Genomic DNA, 25,949 nt, shown 5'->3' with positions numbered 1-25,949 from the left:
CATCACAGAATTCCGCCTTGCGCTACGTCGATACCCTTGAGTGCCATCTTCAATGCTTCGCGGTTCGGGGCCACTTCCATGGCCACGGTGCGGTCAATCAATTGGTCGTCTACCAGTTTTTTGAGACTTTGCGTAAAGTCTTGCATGCCATCTTCCGCCCCGATGCGAATCGCGTCGGGCAGCTTGTCGTCGTCTTCGTCCAGCACCAACTTTTTCACGGTCGGCGAGAACGTCATGATTTCTACCGTGGGCACCCGGCCGACGCCGGGCTTGATGCTCTTGAGCAGTTTCTGAGCGATGATGCCCCGCATGTTAAAGGCAATCGCACTCCGCAACGCCGCGTGCATGTCCTGCGGGAACAAGTCGAGAATACGGCCGATCGTCGAAGCCGCACTCGAAGCGTGGATGGTTCCGAACACCAAGTGACCCGTTTCCGCCGCGTGAATCGCGGTCATGAACGTTTCTCTGTCACGCATTTCGCCCACTAGCATCACGTCGGGATCTTCCCGCACCGCGTGCTTCATGCCGACTTCGAAGTCGACCACGTCCAAACCAATTTCGCGTTGGTTGATCAGGCACTTCTCTTCGGAGAACACGAATTCGATCGGATCCTCCAGCGTGAGAATATGCTTGCGGTACCGGCGGTTAATCCAGTTCAGCATCGAGGCAATCGTGGTACTCTTGCCCGAACCGGTAACGCCCGCCAGCAGTACCATGCCTTGATCGAACGTGCACAGGCTCTCGATCGACGGCGGCAGGTTCAGCCCCTCGAAGTCGGGAATCCAGCTACTAACCCGCCGAGCGACCATGCCCATATGCCCGAGCTGTTGCAGCAGGTTCACACGGAATCGCCAGACGGTGCCATCGACTTCGCAAGTGTGGGCAAAGTCGGCCCCGCCGTCGCGTTCGAAGATCTTGCGATTCCGCTCGTTCATGAGCGGGTAACACAACTGCACCATCTGCTCATCGGTGATGGGGTCGCCCTTCATCGGGCGGAGCGAGCCGTCGACACGGACCATCGCCGGCTTGCCCACCTTAAGGTGCAAGTCGCTCGCTTCCAGTTTCACGCAAGCGCGGAACAGCTTGTCGACCTCCAAAGTAGGTCGCACATGCATGAGACTCGACTTGACGTCGTCATGCTCAGCCATAGAAAGATGTCCTGTCTCTGTTGGTCCCGGAAATGCAGCCCTGCCACGGTTCAGCTGGCACGGCAGTTGGCCAAACCTCTAGTTTACACAGAACAGAAGGCCGAGTGCACACCCCTGAGCCGAAGAAAATGGGGCCGTTTGGCCGGTTCCGGGGGATCGTACAGCCCGTCGGCCCACCGCAGTGGAAGCCGAATCGTGCCATCGTGGTACTTTTTGGCGTTTCCGCCCTGCTGGAGAGCGATTGCAGCCGATCTAGCAGCCCCCGCGCCGCCACGCTCGGGCCCCCAACAACAGGGCGACAGCCGCCAGCACCGCGGTGCTTGGCTCGGGAACCGCAGCCGGCGGAATCTCTCCCGCGTCGCCCGTGGCGAAGTTAGCTTTCCACACTTGGTAGTCCCCGACGTCGACCCCCGCGAGGCCATCCCCGGCAAACCCAATGGCCGTCTCGTCCTCCGCCCCCAAGTGATCCCGCCACACAGTGTAGTCGGCTAGGTCGACCAGGCCATCGCCATTAAAGTCGCCAGCCACGGGCATCGTGCCAACCGTGAGCACGGTGTAGCCAGCTAGGTCACCGGTGGTGAGATACTCGAGTGTGTAATCATCGCCAGCAACCGCGTCGGTGATCGGTGCCCAGTCGCCAAGTTCGAAGGACCAGTAGCGAATAGCGTCGGTGCCTTCGACCAGATCGAGGAAGTCGGCCATGGAATCGCCGGCCTCGCCAAAGAGGGCGAGTTGGCCGCCGGTGGAGAGGTTGAGAAATCCCCGGGGAGTTGCATACTCGAAAAAACTCAACTCTCCCTCGACTTGGACAAGTCCACCACGGGTAATCGCAAGGGCTCCATAGCGAATCTCAACATCGCGAGAACTAATCCACGTAGAGCCTTCCCCGTCGACAAGTACCTCTGATGTAGTATCCCATCGCATGCCAATAAGCCCATCGGTGTTCGTAACCACCGCTCCGTCAGTAACCCTAAGCAACCCATCACCCCTTCTACCGACATAAATTGGACCTACCGCCCAACTTGAGCCTTTACCAGAAACCACCACCTGCCCCGAAGAGCCAAGCTCGTATCCGATATAGCCGAATAAGGAAGTATTCACGGTGCTCCCTCTGGTAATGCTCAAGTGTCCGCTTCCGGTCCCCCCGATATACAGACATTCAGAAGTCGACCAATTGGAACCGCTGCCGTCAATTTCGACCTTGGAGACCGACAACGAGGATTTGCCAATGTAACCGTCTGCACTTAGTACCGATGCCCCATTCGTAACCAGAAGCGAACCTGAGCCAAATTCACCAATAAACAGATCTCCCTCGCAGGTCCAATTTGAATCGGGACCATCGACATAAACACTTCCAACTGCTCCGCCTTGTTTACCTATCATCCCATTCACATTTTCTACGATGGCTCCTGACGTAATCGACAAGTCTCCGTGGCCTTGTTGACTAACTCCACTCGAACTGTGGAAGCCCGAGTTGGGTGAATTGATTGATGATTTTACAGCGCAAGCGGGCTTCCGTTTGTTGGTTTTCGAATACTCGGTTTTTGAGATGGCTCCCAAAGCTTTGTTTCACTCGGTACATGGTCGTTTCCGCCAAGCTTCTACGATGATAGCCCACTTCCTCTTTCCAACTCCTACGCCCCTTGCGTCGAATCTGACGAATTGCCTCGTCCCGGGGCAAAGGCTCCTCCGCAGAGTTGCCATGTTGTTTGATCTTGGCGTTGTGCTGCGGCGGAATCACCGGCTCAATGCCTTCGGATTCCAGCCCTTCATAAACCTTCCACTTGTCGTAACTACCGTCGCCGTGAAACTTTTTTACGGGCTGCTCCACCTGCTCCAGCATTTCGGGAACCGCATCGGCATCGTGGCAACTGTTCTCGGTCAAAATCTCCGCCACAATCTCGCGGGTGTCAGGATTCACCGACAAATGCAGCTTCCGCCATGTCCGCCGCTTCGACTTGCCATGCGTCCGCATCTTCCATTCGCCCTCGCCAAACACTTTCATGCCGGTGCTATCCACCACGATATCGATGTCGCCCCTCTTGTTAGCGATATCGAGCGAAACATTCAGCTTGCTGGCTCGCTTGGCGAGCGAAGAATAATTGGGAATCGCTGCCTCGACGCCCAACATCGCCACCAGCGAGCGGCCGAATCCCTCAGTCTGCCGATAGGGAAGTTTCAGCAGTTCGCGAATCGTCAGCAAGCACTCGATCGCCGTATCGCTGAAGACAAAAGGGCGACCGACTTTTGTCTGGTCGTTAGGATGTTCCCAGTTCTCCAACGCCTCGTCGCTAAACCAAATAGTGATGTTTCCACGCTCGATGAGCGACTTGTTATACTCCTTCCAGTTCGTGACTTTGTAGGTTCGTTTTTCTTTCGTAGCCATGTTCGATCTCCGTAAAAAAGGTACGTGGTTCCATTCCACGTTAGTTTTTACGGAGGTTTGTGACTAATTGTTCAACAAGGCCAGTCTCCGTCACCATATTTCCCGATGTAAAGATCCTTCGAGATAGACCATGTCGACCCCACTCCATCGACGCAAGCTTCTCCAATTGCACCTTCGTGGTAGCCTAAATAACCGGTCGTTGATGAGATTTGAATGCCGTCTGAAATTGACAGCATGCCTGTTCCTGAATGCCCAGCCCCCAAGGCACCTGAACCATTGATATCAAGATTAATAGTAATACTATTTCCAGGTGAGTGATCCAGGGTGAGAGTTTGTACGATTCCATGCGTCGCATCGAACGCTAGATCAACATCACTTACCAAGCCGTGGGTCTCTATTGTTCCTACGCCAGTAAGTTTCTCGATCGAGGCAATTAATCCACCCGTCGAGAGCGTTCCTCCGTCGAAGTGAATTTCCCCTGAAGCACCTTCTTCGAAAGCAACAAATGTTTCATGATTGACGGTTACCAAAGCTCCATCTGAGATAGAGAGAAACCCAGTGCCCCAATGCCCCACGTATAGATTTCCAAGATTCGTCCAAGTCGAATCGTGGCCAGCAATGCTGACAGAATTCGCGGCATCAGTACTATAACCGATGTTACCCGAGAAATTACGAACATATCCACCATCGGCAATAGTTAAAGTGCCGTTTCCAAATCCACCAACATAAAGTGTACTGAGGTTGTCCCAAGTCGAACCTGCGCCTTCAACAACCACCTCCCCCGTAGACCCCGATTCGTAGCCGATACCCGATATTGAATTACTTTCAAGAGATCCGCCATCAGAAATTATTAGTGTCCCAGTGCCGCTGTTTCCGACGTACAGAAACCCCTCATTGAGCCAGGTTGATGCCGCGCCGACAATACTGACTCGGCCCACCGATCCAGTGCTATTGCCGATGTAGGTCGAGTCACTGCTAATTTTAGCGCCGTTGCCGACTGCGAGTTCGCCATGCCCGTCTAGGCCTACGAATAAGTCACTTCGGTCTATCCATGTCGATTCGGCTCCATCGACTCGCACTGTTCCCGTCGCCCCCGCACGGTAACCGATACGAGTGGTACCACTCACAATTTCTCCACCATTTGTGATAGACAAATCGCCGGAGCCAAACGTTCCGACGGTCAAATTACCTGTAGTCCAGGTCGAACCAACACCATCAACAGTGGCAATCCCCGTTGCCTTCTGGTGGTACCCGAGCGATCCAGAATTCGAGGCAACCTGCACTCCATCGGCAATGCTCATTGTCGCCATGCCTCGGTTTCCCACGCCCAAAATTGCCGAACCATCGACCTCAAGATCGATAGTTATGTCTTGCCCTGGAAGTGTTTGCAGAAGAAATGACTTCTTCATCCCGTGGGATGAATCGAATTGGAGATTGAAATCGCTGACCAGTCCGTTTGTGTAGATTGCGCCTTGACCGGTCAACTCTTCCGAAGAAGCTAACAAGCCGTGGGTGATGAGCGTACCATTCGCAAAGCGAATTTCCCCCTGCACATCGGACGAAGAAGCTACTGAAGTTAGTCCAGCCACATTTACAGTCGCATCGTTCAGAATTGAAAGCGTTGCATCACCAGCCACCCCCACGGACAGGGAACCACTGATCGTCATTGACGACGTTGCGCCATCAATGGTGGCTTGGCCACTGGAATTAGCATGCGATGCTAATCTCATCGAACCACTACTCAAGGTTCCTCCGCTGGTTACGAATAGGGATCCGCTACCACCATAAGTTCCAATATCCAGGCGACCGGAGGAAGCATTGGCGATTAGGGAAGCATCATCGGCAATCGTCAGAGTTCCCGCCCCACGATCTCCGACCGTCAGCCATCCACGATTCGACCAAAGGGTACCAGCCCCCTTGAGTTCGACTACCCCAGCTTCCTCTGGCCCCCCACTTATGTAACCGGATAAGCAGCTTATATATCCCGCGTTGGTAACGGAAAGTATGCCGTCGACATAGAGTGCGTTGTTGATCCAAGCTGAACCGGGGCCTTCTATGTTTGCTTGACCATGCTCAAGCAAGTAACCATTCATGCTCTGAACTTGCCCACCACTGTTGACCGATAAAACACTTTCGCCTTGAATACCTACCTCAAGAATAGTATTCGTAAGTGTTGAACCGGCCCCTGAAACAGTGACCTGCCCCGTCGAGCCTGCATAGACACCGAGCTCTACTCTCCCAAAACTCACGCTGCCACTATCCGTGATGGAAAGAGAACCGTCGCCGTATCTACCAATCTGAAAACGACCACTGCCGCTCCAGCTTGTGCCGACGCCATCCACCGTCGCTTGGCCAGAAGAGCCAGACTGGTATCCCATGTAGACATTCCAGGTTAAGAGATCACTATCTCCGTCTAGAGACAACGTGCCATCATCTCCGTCGCCGAGATAAGCGGTCGTGCTACTCGTCCAAGTCGTCGGATCGCTCGGGTCCACGTCCCCGCTCCACGTGATCTCTCCCCGGCCAACAGTCGGCAGACACAACAGGACAACCAGCGCAATCGTGGCGTGGCGTGGCATGAGAAGCACCCCCTGAGACGTTTCGATACGGCCGCGTGAATGGAATAGGAACCCGCTACGAGTATAACCGAAACCGGGGAGAGATCGAGCTTGACCAGGGTGACCAGGGAAGGCTGAAGTAATAAGGGAGCATAGACAAGTGATGGGGGCAAATCGTTGCGACGCCCTGTCACACCGGCATATGGACGGGGGATGCCGCCGATGGCCTCCCTTTCATTGGCTGGATTTGCGGATTGCCTGTATCATGTTTGGTACACTCGCGACGCTCGACAGGCTTCTAGAACACGGGGAGAACAGCGATGACAGCTTGCTGGCGGTGGTTGATTGGTGGTTTGCTGGCGATCGTTCCGCAGGTCTCGTGGGCCGAGTTCGAGGTGGCCGCGTTGGCGGGCGATGCCTCGCCGGATGGTAACGGGTCGCTCGCCCTGTTTGCCGCGCCGGCGTTGAACGATCTGGGGCAGGTGTCGTTTCTCAGTCAGCTTTCGGGCACCAACGCAGGCTCGTCCGACGACATCGGTTTCTTCCGCCGCGACAGCGGAGGGCTGGTGAACATCCTGCGCACTGGCGATACCTACCTGGGCGAAACGGTCATCGGCTTTCAGCCGACCATCGCGAGTCTCGACAACCATAGCTTTGTGTCGGGCGTAACCGGGGTGACGCAAGGGGCCGGATTCCTGCTGCATGGCTTTCGTGGCAACGGTTCGACGATTGCTCCGCACGTGCCGCTCTACAGCGCGAGCCCCACCGGCAATAACAGCCTCTTCCGACTGACCGCGACCGGCTACAACTACGATGGCGACCTCATCTACTCCGCGATATACGATGGCACCAACGCCGAGCAGGGACTCTACCGCCAGCTCCGCGGCCAGAACACGACGACGCTCGCTTTGCAAGGCGACACCGCTCCGCGTGGCGGCACCTTTGGCAGGCTTGGATTCGGCTCGACTCAAAACAGGGTCGGCGACGTCGCTACGTTTGCCACCGTGGAGCAAGGTAGCTCGACCGATATCGAATCGCTGCTCCGCGTCGTCGGTTCGAACCTCGAAGAGCTAGTGCGACAAGAGGACGTTGCCAACGACGGATCGACCACCATCGAGTCGCTGCTCGGCCCGGCCACGTTTATTGGCAATTCGCAGAACGTGGCCTTCGTGGCCGAGTACTCGCAGCCAGGCGTGCTCCGCGACGGGGTATTCCTGGCCGGCGACAACGGCATCGAACTCATCGCACCCGGGCTGCTGCCTGGTAGTCCCACGGCCGCTGATGAGATTCGGGTGTTCGGCATCAGCGACGACGATACGGTTGGATTCACTACCGAGTTTATCGGGGGGGGACTCGATGCGCTGTCGGGCGTCTACACCGCCGATGTCGATGAACTTACACTCGTCGCACTCGAAGACACGCTCGTACCGCGCGGGGGGAGATACTTCCGCCGATTCTTCGACAACTCGGCGACGATCAACGAATCGGGCGATTTAGTGTTCATGGCCGAACTCTCGAACACTCGCAATGGCTCGGTCAGTGGACGGGGGCTGTATCACTACTCCGAGAGCACCGGGCTGAGCACCATCGTCGAAACCGGCGACGACCTGGCCGGCGAAGAAGTCACCGGGCTCGAGTTCTCGGGCACGCCGCTGGTGAGCCCTACGCAGTTTCCCGACGCTACGCTTGCGGGACTCAACAACCTGGGGCAGGTCGCGTTTCTGTTCGTGTTGGACTCCGGTAGCGCGGAGGGCATCGCCATCTGGACGCCCGATGCCCTGCCTGGTGACTTCAATGGCGATGGACTCGTGAACTTGGCCGACTACACCGTGTGGCGCGACCACCTCGGCGCGGCCGACGAGTCGGCGATCAACAATGCTGGCGACGGACTGGCGGGGGTCGACTTCGGCGACTACGACCTGTGGAAAGCCAACTTTGGGGTCGGCACGTCGACCGGAATCGCCGCCGCCAGCGTGCCGGAGCCGTGCACGCTGCATCTGATGCTGCTGGTCGGCTTGTCGATTGTGTTCACGCGCTGGGCAGTGTACCGTTAATAGTAGTGGACGCGAATTTCCCTCCCCTTCTCTCTCGATCTTATTATGCTTGGCACCTCGAAGCTTCTCGCTGCGTCGTTTACTGTTCTCTTGCTTGCGAGCATGGCCGCTGGCCCGCGCGTCGACGCCCAGACAGCACGTAACCCGATCATCCACGCCGATGTGCCGGACATTTCGATCATGCGTGTCGACGACACGTACTACATGAGCAGCACTACGATGCACATGAGCCCGGGGCTGCCTATCATGAAGTCGAAAGACCTCGTCAACTGGAGCCTCGCAAGTTACGCGTACGATGTGCTCGACGATGTCGACGAGCTGAACCTGAACAACGGCAAGCATAGCTACGGGCGGGGTTCGTGGGCGAGCAGCTTGCGGTATCACGACGGAGTGTTCTACGCGTCGACGTTTTCGAACACCACCGGCAAGACCTACATTTATTCCACTCGCGACGTAGATCACGGGCCGTGGCAGAAGCGGAGCTTCCGCCCGATGTTGCACGACCACACGTTGTTCTTCGACGACGATGGCAAGGCTTACATGCTGTACGGTGCCGGCGAGATCAAAATCGTGGAACTCAAGGACGACCTGACCGGCCTCCAGCCCGACGGGGTGAATCAGGTGGTGATTCGCAACGCTAGCGCGCCGGCCGGCGACAACATCATGCTGCGGGCCGAAGGGAGCCAACTGTTCAAGGTGAACGACAAGTACTACTTGTTCCACATCACCTGGCCCCGCGGCGGCATGCGTACCGTGGTGGTACACCGCGCCGACAAGATCACTGGCCCGTACGAGGGACGACTCGCTTTGCAAGACAAGGGAGTCGCCCAAGGGGGACTGATCGACACCCCCGATGGCGACTGGTACGCCTACCTGTTTCAGGATCATGGCTCGGTCGGGCGCATTCCCTACCTGGTTCCGGTCACCTGGCAAGATGGTTGGCCAGTGATCGGAAACGATGGCAAAGTGCCGATGGAGCTACCGCTGCCAGCGAGCGAAGGGCTGATTCCTGGCATTGTCGACTCCGATGAGTTCACCGCGAGCGAATCAGCGAAGCTATCACCGGTGTGGCAATGGAACCACAATCCTGATGACTCCAACTGGTCGCTAACGGCTCGCCCAGGCTACCTGCGAACCACTACCAGCCGCGTGGACGAGAGCGTGCTCTCCGCCCGCAATACGTTGACCCAACGCACCATTGGCCCCGAGTGCACCGGCGAGATTGCCCTCGACGTATCGGGGCTGAAGCCGGGAGATATGGCGGGGCTGATCCTGCTTCAGAGCAACTACGGACTCGTGGGTGTCGAAGCCACCGACCACGGCAAGCAACTGGTGATGATCAACGCCGAAACGAGCAAGCCGGAAGTCGTAGAGCAAGTGCCGCTCGAGCAGTCGCGAGTTTACCTGCGAGCCGAGTGCGACTTCCGCCAGCAGGCCGACCTCGCCCGATTCTTCTACAGCCTCGACGGCGACACCTGGCACCCCATCGGCAACCAACTACACATGACCTACACGCTCACCCACTTCATGGGCTATCGGTTCGGGCTGTTTAATGTCGCAACCGAAGAGCCAGGCGGGCAGGCTGATTTCGATTACTTCCGAATCAGCAACTCCAGAAACTCCCCCTAAGCGATCAACGCGGGAAAGCCCTCGCGTGGAGCCATTTGCACTTACACCAGCATGCGAACCGGAATGCCTCGTTCGGCCATCACTTGCTTGGTTTCTTCGATGGTGTACTCGCCGAAGTGAAAGATGCTCGCAGCCAGTGCTGCGTCGGCTTTGCCTTCGAGAATGGCGTCGGCCAGGTGCTCGGGCTTGCCGGCACCTCCGCTGGCGACCACCGGAATGGTAACCGCTTCGCTCACCGCGCGGGTGATCTCGAGATCATAGCCATCTTTGGTGCCATCGCAGTCCATGCTGGTCAGCACGATCTCGCCGGCGCCGAGTTCCTCGACCCGCTGCGCCCACTCCACGGCTTCGAGACCAGTCGGCAAGCGACCGCCGTTGATGTGTACTTCCCACCGCTCACGGCCATCCTCGCCGACGATGCGTTTGGGGTCGATGTTCACCACAGTCGCACAGCTACCAAACCAGCGAGAGACCTCGCTAACCAGCTCCGGCGTTTTGACCGCAGCCGAGTTGATGCTCACCTTCTCGGCCCCGGCGGTAATCAACGCCTTGGCGTCGGCCAGCGTGCGGATGCCACCGCCGACCGTGAATGGCATGAACACCCGCTCCGCGGTACGACGCACCATGTCGAGAGTGATCGCCCGCGCTTCGTGGCTGGCAGTGATGTCGAGAAACACCAACTCGTCGGCCCCTTCGGCTTCGTACCGGGCGGCCACTTCCACCGGATCACCAGCGTCGCGAAGGTTCACGAAGTTCGTGCCTTTCACGACTCGGCCTTGGTTCACATCGAGACACGGTATCACACGGGCAGCAAGCATAGGAAAATCGAGACTCTGGATGTGGAAACGAAGGCGACAACAGGCAATCTAACAACGAGCCGACTTGCGTTTCTTGCCGACCCGGTCCATTGATTCTACCTTGGCAATCGCCTCGGTAGCCAGCGGTACCTTGCAGCTGGTGTCGCCCATGTCGACTTCGACCTTCCCCAGGCGTTTTGCCGCCGCTTTGGCCGATTTCAGCAGCGGTTTGACGTAGCACCCCACGCAAATCACGAAATTATTCATCGCGTATCGCACCCCGTTGGGAGCGGTATCGATTTGCTCGACAACCGTATCGACTCGCTCGGTCACCTCGCTGAGATCAAGCTGATCATCTGGCAACGTAGCCAGCAGCAGCGCGTAGGTGGTCCAACCGGTTGCTGCTATCAACGGCTGCTTCGACTTCATCCACTTCAACGCAAGCGACCGCCCGTGAGGGCTCTCGGCCGCCACCGGTGCTACAGCATATTCGCCGATCATGCCCCAACCAGCAGCCTTCACCCAGGAGTCTAGCTGCTTTTTGGTCATTTGCGGTGGTTCGACCACCATGCCAGCCAGGTACATGGCGTCGGAGTTACCCGTTTCGTACAACTCGATCGCCAGCGAATGATTGCCTTTGATCTGCTTGGCAATCTTCTTTAGCTGACCGATTTGCACTCCGAAGCAATCGATGTTGCAACCATGGCGGGCGTAGGTGCGACGCGTTTGCTCGGCACCAGCCGCTTGCAAGGCCGACATCACTTCGGTCGTGGTATTCATGGCTGCCAGAATGTTGGTGGGAAGGACAGTACGTCGCTCCCTCGCATTCTAGCGTCGCGATGCGGCGGGTTGCAGTCCTTCGAAATCGCCAAACGACTTGTAGATCTTCGCGAACGGAGGCTTGAGTCCCTTGGCCGCCTTGAGGATCGACTTGGCGTCGTCGCGAGCCAACGCCCGGTTGAGCTTCGTTATCGCAGCCCGCTCTTGAGCAATCTTCGTGTCGAGCGCTTCGATGGCCTCGGTGTCGAGCCCAAACAGCTCTGCATCGAAATCGGTTTGCTCGACAACCGCCCACGAGTCGGAGGCAGCAAGAGCCATCTGCTTTAGCTCCACTTTATAGTGGGCATCGACATCGGCTGCCTTCATTGACATAGCGGGCTTCACGATCTCTTCCATGATTTCGTGGTAGTGGTTGAGGGCATCGATCGCGTAGTCGACACCAAGCTGTTCCCGGCGCTGTGTCGTAAGGTCGCGAATCGGCTCGAGCGCTTCGTGCGCTTGCTTTGGCTCGCCGGAAGCAACGAGTTCGGCCGCCCGTTCAATGGCTTGTAGCACAGGGTCTTCACTCACGACGGGAGCATTGAGCGTCGTGCGAACCCGTCCGATCAGGTCGGGGTAAGCTTGCAACAAGCGTTCGATCGCTTTGGCCGCTGGTTTGGCTTTTTCCTCATTGGTGAGCGCAAGTGCGGGAATGTACAAGCGATCGAAATCAAGCGATGCCGACAGTAGTTCCTGTTTCTGCTCGGGAGTAAGCGTCGATGGCGTGGCCAATTCGATGGCGACCCCTTCGGCCGGTACGGAATGATTGAGTGGAGCCTCGGCAAAACCGCGGGAGACAAACAGGCTAACCACTGCTGCGTGGGCCTGAATGAGTTGGGCAACGCGGGCATCGTCGGAGGTTTCGACCACTCGCACTCCATGCTCTGTGTCTTCGTGCTCCATGCTGATTTTGGAGGTCACACCAAAGATGGCAGCAAACAGCGGGTCGCGCATGCGAATCGGGCGATTATCGGAAACACGCGAGTACATGGCAGCTACGTGCTCTTGGATCTTAGCGGCTACATCGGGATCGTCGGACTCGGTCAATGTTTCGACACCGTTGTCGAGCAAGGTTACCTTGCGACGAATCTTGTCGTGATGCTCGAGCAGGTAGTGAAACGTATCGCGATCGGTCACAAAGCTGGAATCGCCTGCGCCCTCACCTTGCCCCGCGCCCGGGCCGTGACCGGCCCCCATGCCGCGGCCCATTCCCATACCACCACCAGGGCCCATACCACCGCCAGGACCACCTGCCCCACGCCCTCCGCGAAAACCACGCCCAGGTTGGGCATCGGCTGCGGCGATCAAAACGAACAGCAAGGCGAAAGACAAAACGAACAGACGTGAAAAGCGCATGAGTGAACCCCTGAGAGAAGAGAATGGAATCGTTTGTCACTCGATCGCTGGCTGGCTAGCACGTCAGTATACGATGAAAGCGACGCACGATGCCATCTGCATCAACGCGGTGCATAGCAATTTGCGGTTTATTGACGCATTCTCTCAACGAATTGGCCAATCGATTGTGCGGCATCGCACACAAACTCGAAAACATCCACTTGCGAATTACGCCCGCTCGATTTTGCACTCGGGCAAACTCTCGATGAACTGTCGCCCGTACGGTTTAGTCGCGAGTCGAGGATCGAGACACACGACTTTGCCAGTGTCGTTCTTCGTGCGAATCAGTCGACCAAAACCTTGCTTGAACTTGATGATCGCTTCGGGCAACTGATAGTCGCGAAATGGGTTGCCGCCGGAGATGCGAATCGCTTCGAGCCGGGCTTCGAGCAGGGGACGATCGGGCACCGCAAACGGCAGTTTGGCAATCATCACCAACTGCAATGCATCGCCTGGCACGTCGACACCTTGCCAGAAACTATCGGTGCCGAGCAGCACACTCCGGGGATTCTGCTTAAACTGCTCGACCAAATGGCTCCGTGGAGTACCATCGGCCTGCGACAGCAGTCGCAAGTTCTGCGAAGCGAGCCACTTGGTGAGCCCCGCGGCCGCTTTTCGCATGGAGTCGTAGCTGGTGAACAGCACGAACGCGCGACCATCGTACTCGGCAATGTAACGCTTCATCGCTTCCAACGACTGACGATCGAAGTCGTCACGCTTCGCCACAGGGTCGGGCATGCTGGGCATCGTGACCAACGTCGCCTGCTTGGCGTAGTCGAACGGGCTGCCGAGCCGTAGCGACTCGCACTGTGTGAGTCCCACGCGCGACTGAAAGAACTCGAAGCCATCCTTCTGGCGCCCCGCGGCCAATGTCGCGCTGGTCAGCACCACGCTATCGACCTGATCGAACAATTGCTCGCGCAGCGCACTACCGACTTCGAGCGGAGCCGCTGTGAGCGTCACCCTCGCATTCCCGCGACGCGTTTGATAGGCGTCCATCCAATACACGGTGTCGGGCGCGGTTTGCAGACGCCAGGCTTCGAGCTCGCCAGCGAGTGACAAGAGCCGATCGTGGGCCGACGTGAAATCGTGCCGGTCCGATTCGTCCTCCATGCGACTGCCAGCGTTCTTTACCTGGCGAGCCAGGGTGAGTAGCTCTTCGGCCAACCGCCCAGAAGCCAGATTCGGCGTGGTCACGCGGCCGTTCTTTGGCCCCTCGCTCACGGACCAGTGCCAGAGATCGCTGAACAGGTCGTCGGACTCCAGATGGCATCGCTCCACCTGGCGAGCAATGTTGGTGAAGCCATGATGCAGCAGCAACCCTTTTTGGGTGCGATCGTTATACAGCTTGTTCAGCGTGTACTCGATTTGCGAATTCGAAACCCGCAGCCCCAGATGATCGCCGGCCACGGCCTCGGCGGTATGAGCCTCGTCGATAATCAGCGTGTTGTAGTCGGGTAGGATGCTCACTCCATGCTGGCGAAGGGCCAAGTCGCTAAACAACAACGCGTGGTTCACCACCAGCACCTGGGCATGCTGCACCCGGCGGCGAGCCTTGTAGTAAAAGCACTTCTTGTAAGTCGCGCACCGACGACCTAAACAGTTGCCGCTGTCGCTAGCAACCTCTTGCCAGACACTCGGCAGCGGCTTGGCCGAAAGATCGGCCAACGAGCCATCGTTAGTCTCCCCCGCCCAGTGGTCGATGTCGCGGAGCTGGCTGAATTCGTCGTCCTGATTGAAAAGGCTATTCGCCCGCTTGCGCGCGGCCGCCAGCCGCCGGAAGCTCAAGTAGTTGCTCCGACCTTTGACGAGCACTGAGGAGAAATCACGCGGAATCACGCTGTTAAGCAGCGGAAGATCCTTCGCGATCAACTGCTCCTGCAGACTGATCGTATGGGTCGACACTACGACGCGGGGCGAACTTTCTTCCTGCGAATCGCTCGCAGGACGCTCGGCCGTAGCAGCCAAAATCGCTGGCACCAGGTAAGCAAAGCTTTTGCCGACCCCGGTGCCGGCTTCGACCACCAAATGGTGTTTGCCAGCAATCGCCTTGGCCACGGCCTCGGCCATGGCAAGCTGCTGCGGGCGGTCTTCGTACTGCTGCAGTCGCTTGGCGATGCGACCTTCGGGACCCAGGATGTCTGCGGTGGTAAGCTCCATCCCACTAGGGTAGCGTGTGAGAGGGATTCCAGACTAGGAGGCCTTCTACTCGGGCAACGGCTACACCATGGTCGCCGACTACGACTTCTTCAGACTGATCACCCCTTCGGTGGGGCTCGAAGCGGTTGCGTACAAACGCTTGGGAATGCGGCCCGACAGGTAGCTTTGCCGCCCCGCGATGCAAGCATGGCGCATCGCGTCGGCCATGGTCACGGGATCCTGGGCGTGGGCAATCGCGGTGTTGAGCAGCACCCCGTCGACACCGAGTTCCATGGCTGCGGCCACGTCGCTGGCGGCTCCCACTCCGGCATCGACAATCACCGGATAGTCGGGATCGTTCTCTTTGAGATACTCCAGGCAAATCCGAATGTTGTTGGGATTCAGGATACCTTGCCCCGAGCCGATCGGGCTGCCGGCCGGCATCACACTCGCTGCCCCCGCGTTCTTCAGCCGGCGGGCGACCACCGGGTCGTCGCTGGTGTAGCAGAGCACTTCGAAGCCGTCGGCTACCAACTGCTCGGTTGCTTTCACGGTTTCCACGGGATCGGGCAGCAGGGTCCGCGTGTCGGAGAGCACCTCGAGCTTCACCCAGCTTGCGCCTGGGTTCTCCAGGCCGAGCAGGATCTCGCGTCCCAAGCGAGCCACTCGCACAGCATCCTCGGCGCTAAAACACCCGGCCGTGTTCGGCAGCAACGTGTAACGCGAGGTGTCGATGGCGTCGAGCAGGTTGCGTCCCTCGGCGTCGATCAGCCGCTCGCGTCGCACAGCCACGGTAATGCAATCGGTGCCAGAGCGTTCGAGGGCTTCGCCCATCAGCTCATAGGTCGAGTACTTGCCGGTGCCGACGATCAGGCGACTATTCAGGGAATGCGAACCAACTTTCAGCGGCTCGACAGAAGCGGTATCGATGGTAGCGTTCAAGGGAGGAAGGGTGGGTTAAAGGGGAAGAAAATCAAACCGAAATCAACCGCCGCCGACCAGGGTGACAATCTCCACCTGGTCGCCGTCGGTCAGTTCGTGGGCAGCGTGCTCGGTGCGCGGTACCAGCTCGCAATTGACTTCAACAGCCACGTGCTTGGCATTCACTTCGAGCTCGGCCAGTAGCTCCGCAATGGTCGGCAGCTTCGAAACAACGCGAGGCTCGCCGTTAACTTGTAGTTGCATGGAAAGGACTACCTAGGATCACTGGTCGCGAATCGCAGTGGTACGGAATTGCTGCACGTCGAGCACCTGGAACGCACCGGCCTGAGGCTTGCCGGCGGCTTGCATCGAGGAGTTCCAAGGCATGATGTACGCACCAACCTGGCCACTCGTGGCATCGGCAATGTACACGATGCTGCTGGCAGGTTGGAAACCAGCCCGTCCGCGTGGCATGTTCGCCAAGCCGGTTACCATCAGGTACTTGGCATTCCGACCAGCGGTGGGGAAGTCCTGCGAGATGTTGTAAGTGAAGCGAGCGTTAAACTTGCCGGTCTTGGGATTCACGACTGCACCGACCAGGTCGCCGGTCAGGTAGTCGAGAAAGTACAAGCCTTCGACTTCGTTGTCGACCAAACCGGTCGCGATCGAGAAGCTCTCGTACCCTTCGGTCGCAGTAGCGTGTAGCGGCACTTGCGGCCACAGGCCTTGGATGTTCAACCCAAGCACGGCGCCCAGCATGATGCCGAAGCCGAGTCCAGAAAGCAGGAAAGTGGTTCTACCGCGGTGAAATTGGGAGCTTTGGCGTGCCTCGGTCATCTGCGTACTCCTTTGGACAAGGTGTGATTACCGCCCCATGCGACGGTCCGACTATTAATCGTACCGCGGCTGGCGATTATTCGCCACTGGTGCGAGCCGTTGCCAAAAAACGGAGTTGAGGGCCCTCGGAACGTCAGCCCAACAGGCTATTCGTCGCGGCCACCACCAAAACGGATCAGCAGGTACACGAGCGTCAGCACCGCCTGGGCGGTGGCGGCCACGTAGGTGAGGGCGGCCGAATTGAGCACGCCGTTGATGTAGTGCATCTCCTCCCGGCTGACGATCTGGTGCTCGACCAACTGCCGTTTTGCCCGGGCGCTGGCATCGAATTCCACCGGCAGATTGATCAACTGAAACACCACCACCGCGGCGAACATCACCATACCGGCAATGCACAGCAGGCTGCCAAGGCCCCCGCCGGAGGTCGACAGCTGCGAGAGCACGAGCCCGGCCATCAAGGTAAGCATGCCGAAACTTCCGCCAAATTGTCCCGCTGGTACGGCCAGATTCCGGATTACCAACGGCGCGTAATGTCGGGCATCCTGGATGGCGTGCCCCGCTTCGTGGGCGGCAATGCCCACCGCGGCCATCGACGGCTGATCGTAAACCCCTTGGCTCAGTCGCAAAACTTTGTGCGAAGGATCGTAGTGATCGGTCATCTGACCGGCAATCGGTTCAATTGGCACGTCGTGCAGCCCGGCCGAGTCGAGGATGAGCCGCGCGGCCCCCTTGCCCGACAACCGCGCACGCACCCGCGACGCCTTTTGATAATTCGACTGCACACGAGCCTGGGCCCAGAACGCCAGCAACATGGCCGGCGCGAGCATCAATAGATAGAGTGGGTCGAAGGGAAGAAACATAGTGGGTAACCTTCTTGGTCAGCAAATGTGGTCCGCCGCAATCAGAGACGGCTACCTCACTATACGCAGCTACTCCGATTCGGGTTCCGGTTTGTTATTGGGCAGTTCGGCAGCCGGTTCCGCTTCGGCAGAAGGTTCCGATTCAGCGGGTTCTACCGAGATGGTTTCGGGCGCGTTCGCAGGTTCAGCTGCGGCCGGCGACTCCGTTGGTACCGGCTCCACTTCGTCCGGTGGCGACGCACCCTGCGGTTTGTCTTCGCCGCTGGGACTCGCATCTTGGCTGGCTGGAGAATTTTCTGCAGAAGGTTGGTTTTCCGCAGCTGGTTGAGCGGGCTTGGCTGCTTCGTCAGGTTTCGCTGCAGGCTTTGCCGCGGCCTTATTCTTCTCTTGCTCCTGGCGTTCCTTCTCGCGTTCCTTCTCCGAGTCCTTAATGGCCTGCATCGCTTCGCGAACATCCTCCTGGGCCTGGAACTGAGCGGTCAGCATGTTGAACATACGAATGAATGGCACCGTGTACTTGCCTTGGATCGGTAGCGCGTGCTTGCCATCAGTAAGGATGAAGTTCTTCGACACTACCACATCGGCCGCCATCATCGGCCCTACCACCTTGCCTGAGTCGATAGTCGACTTTTGGGGATCGGCCAGGTTATAGGTCCGCAGTCGGTGGGCGAGCAGTTCGTTGGTGCGAGTATCTTCCGTCACCACTTGCTTGGCTTGCACCGCGTTGGTCGCCCGCATGTTGGTGGTCTGCACGTTCTTCGTCTGTACGAGATTCGACTGCACTTTATCGACATGAATCATGTTGCCGACGCTGTTGGGCAGTTCGGGAAACTGCTCGGCACCGAGTACCAATAGAGGGCGATTGTTTTGCTCGTCGTAGACATACAACCCCTGGCACTCGATCCGTTGGCTCTTGGTGGTTTTGATCAGCTTGTCCCGCAGCGACGCACCGAGAGCCAGGAACAACAGCGGGTATACGATCCAACGTTCGCGTTCAGTCATCTGCGCAGCCGGGGTCAGAGGTTAAAGGCTTCGAATCCAAGGCACCGGCCATCGTCGCCATCGTGCCTGTTTGCTCCCGATGGCCGCGGACCTATTGCTTCTTCTCGAAATATAGGCGACCAAACTTGGGATCGGAGTTTTTTTCTACCAGCGTGAAACCAGGTTTCTCGCCATCTTGCTGAAAATCGACGATAAATCGCCGCTTCTCGCCCGCCTTTTTCGTCGCGGTTTGGTCGTCGGCTTCCGACGCTTCGCTGGCGTCGAGCGTGATTTCGATCTCCGCCCCGTCGGGCGGCAGCAGCGTGAGCACTCGCCAGTGCCCTTCGCGGGGCTCGCTGTTGTCGCCGAGCGACATATGCACGGTCTTGTCGCCTTTGAACTGCAGCCGGATTGTAACCTCATGACCTTCCAGGTCGGTCTGCTCCAGCTTGTTCGTCGCATCCTGCACCGGCATTCCATTGCCGGTGGCCTTTTCGGAGTCCTGCGACTCCTGACGCTTGGCCACGCGTTCAGCCGCCGCGGCGGCCGTATCGGGTTGCCCCACCCACTCGCCAACCAGACGATCCCGAATCGACTCCTGACACCCACTCATCGAGGCCAGCACAACCAGACAAAACAATAGGGAGATCCGACGATTCACAGCAGCACCAAACTTGCGGGGGAGGACTTTCAGCGGGCACGAGCCCCTATTCTAGTTACCCTCGCAGCGGGCGCACAGTGAACCGCAGCAACGGCTCGTTCGCCCTAGTACAGCGGCTGCGAAAGCCCCTTTTCGTCGACCGCGTAGGGGAGCCAGGCCAGCGTGACCCCGGCGACGTCGATGTCGCTCTTGCGGGGCGATACCGCTATCGGCTCGAGCACCAGCCGCTGCGGATCGAACTCTTCTCGAAGCTGCTCGATGGTCTCGTCCCGTTCCCGCTGGCACTCTTCGAGGGCTGCGACGGCCTGATCGAGCTTCAACTTCGCCCGCTGGGCCTGCCCTCGTTCGGTGGCTGCTCGCCGGGCGGCCGAGGCACTCGACGACCGCCGGCGGGTGGTCTTGCCCCCCGAAATGACCGCCAGCACCATGTCGATGATAGTCCACACGAAGCTTCCAACTCGAGCCCAAAACTGGGTGTTCTGCTCGTCGTAGTAGGCCTTCGCCCGCTCGACTCGATCGCTGGCGGTATCGATCTTCTTTTTGTAACGAGCTTCGACCTCGTCGATTTCGCGATCGCGGGCCTCGCGGGCTTTCACCACCAGTCGCTGGCGGAAGTCCCCCTCGCTCTCGCCGACTTCGGAGTAGAGGTCCAACTGCTTGGCTTCCCACTTCTCGAGCTTCTCGGTGCGATAGAGATGATCCTCCAGGTCGTCAGCCAGCTTCTTATACGACTTGGCTTGCAGCAATTCGGTTGGAAGTTCGTCGAACCCCGCTTCGGCTTCCGGTGCTTCCAGCAGTTGGTACGGCTGCTCCAGCACCTCCGCCTGTTGCCATGCGCCGGAAGCCAAAGGGCTGCTAACAGCCACCATCGCCTGACGATCGAGCCAGCGATCGACCTCGTGCGTCTTGCTTACGAAGTGCACTCGCGTGTCGGCGACCAACCCGGCGCGGTATTCCAATCGCTGGCCTTCAGGCAACACTCCCTTGGTAGCGACAAAGCGTTCGATTACGTCGCCTGGCACCACCGGGCGGGTGGGCTTGGGTGCGCCGGACTCGGCGGAGGGTGCCGACGTAGCTTGCGACTGTGATGTGAACTTCTCTCGCACCGGGTCCATCAACGTCTTGATCGCCCCGCGGGTCAACGGCCCGCCTAGGTAGCTCATCGCCCAGCGCGTATGAAACACCTTCGGCGCTTCTTCGTGCACGTTATTCATCAGGAACACGCGACTACCGAGCGCAGCCAGTGTGACTTCCATCGCCCGCTTGTTGAACTTCGCCCCCGCCTGGGCCGAAGCCCCTTCGAGCCCTTCGATCACGCGGGCTTTGTCGCGTTCGGTTTGCAGTCGGCCGAGAAACCAAGTGCCGCAGTTCGACAGGCCTTTGTAGTCGAGATCCACCGGGTTCTGCGTCGCCAGCACGCACCCCAAGCCAAACGCCCGGGCTTGCTTGAGCAGGGTGAGCATCGGCCGCTTACTGGGTGGCTCGCCGACCGGCGGAAAGTAGCCAAACACTTCGTCCATGTACAACAGTGCCCGTAAGCTGCTGGTGCCAGGCTGGGTGCGCATCCAGGCCAGGAGTTCGTTCAGCAGAATGGTCACGAAGAACATTCGCTCGCTGTCGTTCAGATGAGCGATCGATAGGATCGAAAGCCGCGGCTTGCCCTCGGCGCTATACAGCAAGTCTTTGATCGAGAGCGGTGCCCCCTGCATCCACCCCGCAAAGCTCGGCGACGCCAGCAGGTTGTTGAGCTTCATCGCCAAGTCGGTACGATCGGCCGCGGAGTAGAAGGTTTCGAGATCCATGATGCCCACCTTGTCGAACGGCGGCTTCTGGATGCTACGAATCAGTTCGGCGACACTCAGGTCGCGACCTTCCTGCCAGGCAGTGTTCAAGATATTGGATAAGAAGATGTGCTCGCGACTCTGCACCGGATCGGCCTGAATTCCCAAGAGGGCAAGCACCCCGCTGGCGGCCGATTGAATACGTTCGCGCATCTCGTCGACATCGTCGAGCAACTCCTTCGGCGGAGCCGCGAACGACTTGAGCACCGTGATCGGGATTCCTGCGGTCGAACCTGGCGTGTAGATCACTCGCTCGACTGAATCGCAATAGTTCTGAATCCGCTGCGGCCCCTCGCCCCACTGCTCGAGCCCGCTCTTCCATAGCTCGGCAGTTGCCTCGGCGTACTCGTCGGGAGTCTTGCCTTTGCGGGCTGCTTCGCTCTCGTCGATCCAAGGCCGAAAGTCGCTCGGCGCGAGTTTGGGAAACGCGAGCAGCAAGTTGCCCAGGTCGCCTTTGGGATCGATCGCAATGGCTGGCACTCCGTCGAGCGCGGCCTCTTCGAGCAGCGACAAACACAAACCGGTTTTACCGCTGCCGGTCATTCCGACGCAGACCGCGTGGGTGGTCAGGTCCTTGCTACGATACAGCAGCGGCGCGGCCGACGTTTCGCCGGTGGCCAAATCGTGTTCGCGGCCAAGATAGAAGGAACCCAGTTTCTCGAAGTCGGACATGGCGAAGCGGCAAGCAGCGAGGGCGGTGTTCGGAGTTCGGGCGACGTGCGCCTCAGAATAGCCGAAATCCGCCAAGATCGACAGTCACGCCGGAATCGAAACGCTGGCTGAAATCAAGCCACGTTGAGTCCAGTCGACGACCGATGGCTCGATCAGGCTGCCGAGGTTTGCGTGCGTCGCAGGGCTTCGTCGATGGTCGCGTAGACGTGGTCGACCGACAAATCCCGCATGCAGGCGTGATGCCCCAGCGGGCAAGTGCGAGCCATGCAGGGCTGGCAATCGAGATTCAGCGTCAGCGCGGTTTCGTTGGGATCGTGCGTCTCGGTATGCTCCGGCGACGTGGGGCCGAACAGTGAAATCACCGGCCGACCAAACGCCAGGCCGAAGAACCGCGGACCGCTATCGGTCGTCAACAACAACCGCGCCCGGCGGATGCAAGCCTTGGTCAGGCCGAGTGGCACATCGAAATCGGCCAGGCTCACCACCCGACGATCGCCCGCCAGTTTGACGATGGTGCGGGCGATGTCGCGTTCCTGCGGCCCGCAATTGACCAGCACATGCAGATTCTGTTCGTGGGCTAGTCGCTGAGCCACCGCGGCAAAGTGCTCAGCGGGCCAATGCTTGGCAGCCCCGTAAGCGCCACCCGAGTTCATCACGACCACGCGATTGTTCACCGGCAAATCGAGCACTCGCCATACCGAGTCGGCGGCGGCTTCGTCTTCGACGGTGGTCGCCAACTCAAGCTGCGGCATCTCGATACCACTTCCCGCAGCGTAGGCAACGCGCAGGTAGGAATCGATGGTCGGGCTGTGATCCTCAGCCACGCGTTTGTTAATTAGTAGTCGTCGCAGGTTGCGAGCGGTACCGATGCGAGTGCCGGCGCCGCTTCGCCAGGCCATCCACCCGGTGCGCAGCGAGTTGGTAAGCAGCACGGCCACGTCGGGCCGGGCGGCACGCAGGCGAGCAATGGCCGTCCGACCGGCATACTCGCCTTGCTTGACATCGGGCTTGTACAGGATCTGCTCATCGAGCCACGGGGTGCCAGCTAGCACCTCGGCCACGTATGGACGCATAACGCCGATCAGCTCCCCTTCGTCACCTAGCATCTTGCGCAAGGCACGAATAGCCGGCGTGGCCATTACCACATCACCAATCCAGTTGGGCAGAAATAATGCGATCCGCATGAGGCACCTCGATACCTAAGATTTCAGGGAGTGGCGGATCGTAGCTGGCCACCCCACTCAAAGCAACAGCAGACAAGGAGTGCTAGCATGGCACTTCGATTCCCCGCGCGGCCAAGTCGAACAATAGCTGCTCGTGCCCGATGTACTGCACCGCGTCGAGGCCAGCCGCCAGCGCTCCTTCGACATTCACGAGCTTGTCGTCCACGAAGAACACTTCGCTAGCAGGCACCCCCGCCTGCTCGATGGCCACGTCGTAGATGCGTCGATCGGGTTTCATGCTCTGGGCGTCGAAGCTGGTCACGTACTCAGCGAACTGATCGTTGAGCACGGCAAATCGACCATCCAAAAGAAACCGCCAGTGGATAGCGTTGGTATTCGACAGGATGCCCAACCGATGCCCAGCCGCTTTCAACTGGGGAATTAAAGCAAAGCTCTCGGCAATCGGTTCGAACATGTCGGAAGCGGCGACCTCGAACGCTGCCCGATCGGGCGCAATGCTGAACTCGCGACATACGATTTCGAAAAACTCGTCGTCCGAAAACTCGCCGGCCTCGAACCGCCATTGCAGACCATCCTGCTCGCGTTCGCCGGCCATCAGCGCGGCAAGCTGGTCGTGGTCGGCCCCCGTAAGGTCGGCGACCTGGCGAATCGCCCGCTCGTTGTTGAACTTCAGCAGTACGTTACCCAGATCGAAGTAGAGAAACGAAGTAGTCATAAAGTCCTTATCGTTTTAGCGGCCAAAATGCCGAGGTTGGCTGGTTTCGAAACCGAGGATCCAGTCTACCCGCTCCTCGGCAACTCCGCAGGCGGCATCGCCGCCCGGTTTGCGGTACTACGAATACGCCTTTCGGAGCTAGAAATCTCGGATACGCCTAGAGAGTTGACCCGGCCCCCCGCCCGGTTTATTCTGCTATCTATCAAAGATGTGCTCCTCAATTACTCTTTGTTCGGAGTGACAGTCACGTGGCTGAGTTCCTTTCCCCATGCTCGGGGACGGGGCGACAGCTACGCGACCGCCGCTCCGGCGGGTGAACAAACTGAATGTCTGAGCTTAACGCCTCGCACGAGGTGCAGGTTGACTTCGAAGCGTGCCAAGCGCGCATCGGGTATTATTTCAAGAATCTCTCCTTGCTGGAGTCGGCCCTCACGCATGCTTCGGGGGCCGAAAACCGCTTGGCTTCGAACGAGCGGATGGAGTTCCTTGGCGACGCGATTCTCGGCTCGGTTGTTTGCCAACGCTTGTTTTTAGACTTTCCCGAGCACCTCGAAGGCGAGCTCACCCGACTCAAGTCGATCGTGGTCAGTCGCAAAACGTGTGCGAAGGTCAGCACCGCCATGGCGCTCGACCAGTTCTTGATCCTCGGCAAAGGCATGACTACCCACCCCGAGGTGCCTTCCAGCGTGCTGGCTGCGGTGTTCGAAGCCTTGGTAGCTGCCATCTTTCTCGACGGCGGCGGCGAAGCAGCGAAGGAGTTTATCGAACGCTGTATGGTGCCCGAGATCGAACTCGCCGAGTCGGGCGAGATGGGACGCAACTACAAGTCGCAGCTGCAACAACTCGCCCAGCGCGAGCATGGCGTTACGCCGAACTACCGCCTGGTCGACGAAAAAGGCCCCGACCACAGCAAGTGCTTCCAGGTCGCTGCCGAGATCGGCGACCAGCGATTCTCCCCCGCATGGGGAAAGAGCAAAAAGGAATCGGAACAGCGAGCCGCGGCCAACGCCATCTACGGGCTCCGCGGCGAAGACGCCCCCTACGGCGACGAGTTCCTGGAAGACGAGTACCAAGACGGCGAACCTGTTCCGAACGACATGACTGCAGGCGCCGATGACACCCCGTAACGACTCGGCCGACGTCGTCATCGTCGGAGCCGGCGCTGCCGGACTCATGGCAGCCGCGCGGGCTGCCAACCGCGGACGACGAGTCGTGCTGCTCGAAAAGAACAACAAGCCGGGCGCCAAGATTCTGATGTCGGGCGGCACCCGCTGCAATCTCACGCACGCCACCGATCGTAGAACGCTGGCCGATGCGTTTCCGCGCGAGCAAGCCCGCTTCCTCCGCAGCCCGCTGGCCGCACTGGGTCCCGAGGAACTGGTGGAGTACTTCCACGCAGCCGGCTTGTCGACCAAAGTCGCGGAAACCGGCAAAGTGTTTCCCACCAGCGACCGGGCTCTCGACGTGCAACTCACCTTGCTCAAACTGCTCAAGGAAAGCGGAGCCCAGCTCGCTCTTGGCGAAGCGGTGTCGACCATCGAGCGAACCGACCAACACTTTACCGTGGCGACCTCGAAACGCACGCTGCAAACTCCTCAAGTCATACTCGCTACCGGTGGTCAGTCGTACCCCGGCTGCGGTACTACCGGCGATGGTTACGTGTGGGCCAAGCACCTGGGGCACTCGATCGTGCCCCCCCGCCCTGCCCTGGTACCGCTCAAAACCAGCGAAGACTGGTTGCACGAACTCTCGGGCCTGACGATGCCGGATGTCACGGTCTCGGCTTTTGAGACGAACCAGCCCAAACCGCTCGCTCGCGATCGTGGCTCGCTGCTGTTCACCCACTTCGGCCTCTCCGGCCCAGCCGCGATGAACGTCAGCCGGGCGATCACTGCGACACCGAAAAACCACCTTCCGCGGGTAGAACTCGACTTGCTGCCCGACGTGACCGAAGAGCAACTCGTGCAAGAACTCAAGCAACTCTCCGGCAAGCGAGTGGTCCGCGGCTACCTGGCCGAACGACTCCCCACGCGACTGGCCGACGCACTGCTGCAAGTCGCTCAAGTACCGCTCGATCGCCAGGCGGCCGAGTTTGGCAAGAAGGAGCGGGCAGCCATCGTGCGATCGATCAAGCACCTGTCGTTGGCTACGCATGGCACGCTCGGTTTTGTGAAAGCCGAAGTCACCGCTGGCGGCGTCGCCCTCGACGAGGTTGACTCGAGAGACATGCAAAGCAAATGTTGCGAGGGACTCTACCTGATCGGCGAAGTGCTCGACATCGATGGCCCTATCGGGGGGTACAACTTCCAGGCCGCGTTCAGCACCGGCTGGCTCGCCGGCGAGCGGGTTTAG

The 25,949-nt window shown here is 59.0% G+C and carries 21 protein-coding genes; 4 read left to right on the top strand and 17 right to left on the bottom strand.

The window, feature by feature from the left end; all coding sequences use genetic code 11:
* Positions 1–2: 2 nt before the first annotated feature.
* From Pan181_RS05560 to Pan181_RS05545, 4 genes are all read right to left on the bottom strand, one after another.
* The gene (locus Pan181_RS05560; RefSeq protein ID WP_145245889.1) at positions 3–1,148 is read right to left on the bottom strand and encodes a type IV pilus twitching motility protein PilT; all 1,146 of its coding nucleotides are present in this window, start codon (positions 1,146–1,148) and stop codon (positions 3–5) included.
* 252 nt (positions 1,149–1,400) lie between these two features.
* On the bottom strand, positions 1,401–2,531 hold the full coding sequence (locus Pan181_RS26745; protein WP_145245888.1) for a PEP-CTERM sorting domain-containing protein: 1,131 nt from the start codon (positions 2,529–2,531) through the stop codon (positions 1,401–1,403).
* Positions 2,532–2,592: 61 nt separating this feature from the next.
* A complete protein-coding gene (locus Pan181_RS05550) occupies positions 2,593–3,534 on the bottom strand; it encodes an IS5 family transposase (RefSeq protein ID WP_145244898.1) in 942 nt (313 codons plus the stop codon).
* A gap of 71 nt (positions 3,535–3,605) precedes the next feature.
* Positions 3,606–5,912, bottom strand: a complete 2,307-nt coding sequence (locus tag Pan181_RS05545; protein WP_197528935.1) for a hypothetical protein — start codon at positions 5,910–5,912, stop codon at positions 3,606–3,608.
* A gap of 500 nt (positions 5,913–6,412) precedes the next feature.
* Here Pan181_RS05545 and Pan181_RS05540 point away from each other — a divergent pair, with 500 nt between their 5' ends.
* A complete protein-coding gene (locus Pan181_RS05540; RefSeq protein ID WP_145245886.1) occupies positions 6,413–8,146 on the top strand; it encodes a DUF7453 family protein in 1,734 nt (577 codons plus the stop codon).
* A 45-nt stretch (positions 8,147–8,191) separates the two neighbouring features.
* Positions 8,192–9,775: a glycoside hydrolase family 43 protein gene (locus tag Pan181_RS05535; RefSeq protein WP_231943754.1), complete on the top strand. Its 1,584-nt coding sequence runs from the start codon at positions 8,192–8,194 to the stop codon at positions 9,773–9,775.
* 41 nt (positions 9,776–9,816) lie between these two features.
* Here the strand turns inward: Pan181_RS05535 and hisF are convergent, their stop codons facing one another.
* From hisF to Pan181_RS05470, 13 genes are all read right to left on the bottom strand, one after another.
* The gene (gene hisF / locus Pan181_RS05530) at positions 9,817–10,593 is read right to left on the bottom strand and encodes an imidazole glycerol phosphate synthase subunit HisF (protein ID WP_145245885.1); all 777 of its coding nucleotides are present in this window, start codon (positions 10,591–10,593) and stop codon (positions 9,817–9,819) included.
* Positions 10,594–10,641: 48 nt separating this feature from the next.
* Entirely contained in the window at positions 10,642–11,352 is a 711-nt protein-coding gene (locus tag Pan181_RS05525) for a DNA alkylation repair protein (RefSeq protein ID WP_145245884.1), read from the bottom strand.
* Between the two features lie 48 nt (positions 11,353–11,400).
* The gene (locus Pan181_RS05520; protein ID WP_145245883.1) at positions 11,401–12,747 is read right to left on the bottom strand and encodes a hypothetical protein; all 1,347 of its coding nucleotides are present in this window, start codon (positions 12,745–12,747) and stop codon (positions 11,401–11,403) included.
* Between the two features lie 207 nt (positions 12,748–12,954).
* Positions 12,955–14,946, bottom strand: coding sequence for an ATP-dependent DNA helicase (locus Pan181_RS05515; protein ID WP_231943753.1), 1,992 nt, complete (start codon positions 14,944–14,946; stop codon positions 12,955–12,957).
* A gap of 78 nt (positions 14,947–15,024) precedes the next feature.
* Positions 15,025–15,867, bottom strand: a complete 843-nt coding sequence (locus Pan181_RS05510; RefSeq protein WP_315861138.1) for a thiazole synthase — start codon at positions 15,865–15,867, stop codon at positions 15,025–15,027.
* Between the two features lie 42 nt (positions 15,868–15,909).
* Positions 15,910–16,110 carry a sulfur carrier protein ThiS gene (gene thiS / locus Pan181_RS05505; protein WP_145245882.1) on the bottom strand — a complete coding sequence of 67 codons (201 nt, stop codon included), beginning with the start codon at positions 16,108–16,110 and terminating at the stop codon, positions 15,910–15,912.
* Positions 16,111–16,128: 18 nt separating this feature from the next.
* Positions 16,129–16,683, bottom strand: coding sequence for a hypothetical protein (locus Pan181_RS05500; RefSeq protein WP_145245881.1), 555 nt, complete (start codon positions 16,681–16,683; stop codon positions 16,129–16,131).
* Between the two features lie 146 nt (positions 16,684–16,829).
* On the bottom strand, positions 16,830–17,543 hold the full coding sequence (locus Pan181_RS05495; RefSeq protein ID WP_145245880.1) for a zinc metallopeptidase: 714 nt from the start codon (positions 17,541–17,543) through the stop codon (positions 16,830–16,832).
* 69 nt (positions 17,544–17,612) lie between these two features.
* Positions 17,613–18,545 carry a hypothetical protein gene (locus tag Pan181_RS05490; RefSeq protein WP_145245879.1) on the bottom strand — a complete coding sequence of 311 codons (933 nt, stop codon included), beginning with the start codon at positions 18,543–18,545 and terminating at the stop codon, positions 17,613–17,615.
* Between the two features lie 91 nt (positions 18,546–18,636).
* A complete protein-coding gene (locus tag Pan181_RS05485) occupies positions 18,637–19,164 on the bottom strand; it encodes a hypothetical protein (RefSeq protein ID WP_145245878.1) in 528 nt (175 codons plus the stop codon).
* A 125-nt stretch (positions 19,165–19,289) separates the two neighbouring features.
* Complete coding sequence (locus tag Pan181_RS05480) at positions 19,290–21,698, bottom strand: ATP-binding protein (protein ID WP_145245877.1); 2,409 nt, start codon at positions 21,696–21,698, stop codon at positions 19,290–19,292.
* A 152-nt stretch (positions 21,699–21,850) separates the two neighbouring features.
* Entirely contained in the window at positions 21,851–22,882 is a 1,032-nt protein-coding gene (gene waaF / locus Pan181_RS05475) for a lipopolysaccharide heptosyltransferase II (protein WP_145245876.1), read from the bottom strand.
* Between the two features lie 82 nt (positions 22,883–22,964).
* On the bottom strand, positions 22,965–23,597 hold the full coding sequence (locus tag Pan181_RS05470; RefSeq protein ID WP_145245875.1) for an HAD family hydrolase: 633 nt from the start codon (positions 23,595–23,597) through the stop codon (positions 22,965–22,967).
* A 326-nt stretch (positions 23,598–23,923) separates the two neighbouring features.
* Between Pan181_RS05470 and rnc the strand changes: the two genes are divergently transcribed.
* Entirely contained in the window at positions 23,924–24,724 is an 801-nt protein-coding gene (rnc, locus tag Pan181_RS05465) for a ribonuclease III (protein ID WP_145245874.1), read from the top strand.
* On the top strand, positions 24,711–25,949 hold the full coding sequence (locus Pan181_RS05460) for a BaiN/RdsA family NAD(P)/FAD-dependent oxidoreductase (protein WP_145245873.1): 1,239 nt from the start codon (positions 24,711–24,713) through the stop codon (positions 25,947–25,949). Before rnc ends, Pan181_RS05460 begins: the two co-directional genes overlap by 14 nt.

It is taken from the genome of Aeoliella mucimassa (genome assembly GCF_007748035.1).
Lineage (GTDB): Bacteria > Planctomycetota > Planctomycetia > Pirellulales > Lacipirellulaceae > Aeoliella > Aeoliella mucimassa.
Note: the sequence above shows the minus strand (reverse complement) of the source record. Positions and strands in the feature narration are given on the sequence as shown.